Raw genomic sequence first — 1,171 nt, 5'->3', positions numbered from 1 at the left:
GATAAAACAACCCTGTGCGAAAAGCCAGATGTTAACGACATTGCTGGATAAAAGAGCGAGTTTAAACAACTGGAGATGCAGAATGCTGGCGTTGCTGAGTTGACGAAAAGGGCGTTGCTAAAGCCGTTGAAACTACCGAAAAGTAAGCCGTAAAGACAACCTAGCGAAACAGTCTTGCTGCTGGAATGTCACAGCTGAGACTACTTTTTAAAGCTGTAAGTAAATGACGCCTAACGCCCTGCTAAACGGAGGAGTAACTGTGGCGACTTTTTTGGAACAAAAAAGGTGCAACAGTTACGGAGTCCGTTTGAGCAGTTGGTTATGTTTTTATTCATATTTTGCCATTTCATTGAGCAGTTCTTCTTTTAAGTCATTTGGCTCAATACACCAAAATGTCCATTCCCTGTTTGGGAAAACGGCAACTTTAACATCGTCTTCTGCAAATAACGGAAGCCAATGATCTAGCAATTCTTCGAGGCTGATTTCAACAGCCTTGTGCCCAGGAAAGTTCTCATCGGTAATTTTCTGAGCATACTCAAAATGAGGCCAGAGGGGGAAATATTCAAAATCTTCTGGAGCCACTGGAACTAGCCAGCCTTCATCGCTTTTGACGCCCCACATTTGTTGCCAGTCGGCAACTTTACCAATAAAGTGATCGAAGCGTTTAGAGCTATCCAATGCTAAAACAGCTTCCAACTGCTTATCGTTCATCTTGTATGGCATTGACTCTCCTTGAGAACATAACTTTTCAATAACGGGCGCAGGCACGCAGGGCATAATGGCGAAGCGGCCCTGCGTGTATGCGTCCCAGCGAACGAAGTGAGTGAGTTTATTGAGTTGTTATGTACGTTCATAAATCAACTACGTTTCGTTTGGTGTTACGCATCGTTAATAGCGTAATTAATAATCCTATCTACTTTTTGTGAAGTCGTCGCTTCTGGTATTGTTTCAATAATTTCCTTGGCGATGAACACTTCCAGAAGGTAACTATATTTGACGCCACAAAAAATGGGATTTAAACCGGACTCATCTTCTGCTGCAACAACAGCTTTAGTACTTGTATTTAATTCCTCATCGATTTTTACCCAGATCGTTGCTTCGTCATCAAGGTCGTCGATTTTTTCAATTACTTCTATTAGTTTCATTTTATGAGACAAAGTACATAACTTTT

General features: G+C 41.6%; 2 protein-coding genes. Both read right to left on the bottom strand.

The features are described from left to right. Nucleotides 1–327: 327 nt before the first annotated feature. On the bottom strand, nucleotides 328–723 hold the full coding sequence (locus JC525_RS19725; RefSeq protein ID WP_198817860.1) for a DUF2750 domain-containing protein: 396 nt from the start codon (nucleotides 721–723) through the stop codon (nucleotides 328–330). A 155-nt stretch (nucleotides 724–878) separates the two neighbouring features. Beyond that, on the bottom strand, nucleotides 879–1,171 hold a 293-nt coding region (locus JC525_RS19720; protein WP_233095334.1), incomplete at its 5' end, for a hypothetical protein.

The organism is Alteromonas sp. IB21, assembly GCF_016405965.1.
In the GTDB taxonomy this organism is placed as follows: Bacteria; Pseudomonadota; Gammaproteobacteria; order Enterobacterales; family Alteromonadaceae; genus Alteromonas.
Note: the sequence above shows the minus strand (reverse complement) of the source record. Positions and strands in the feature narration are given on the sequence as shown.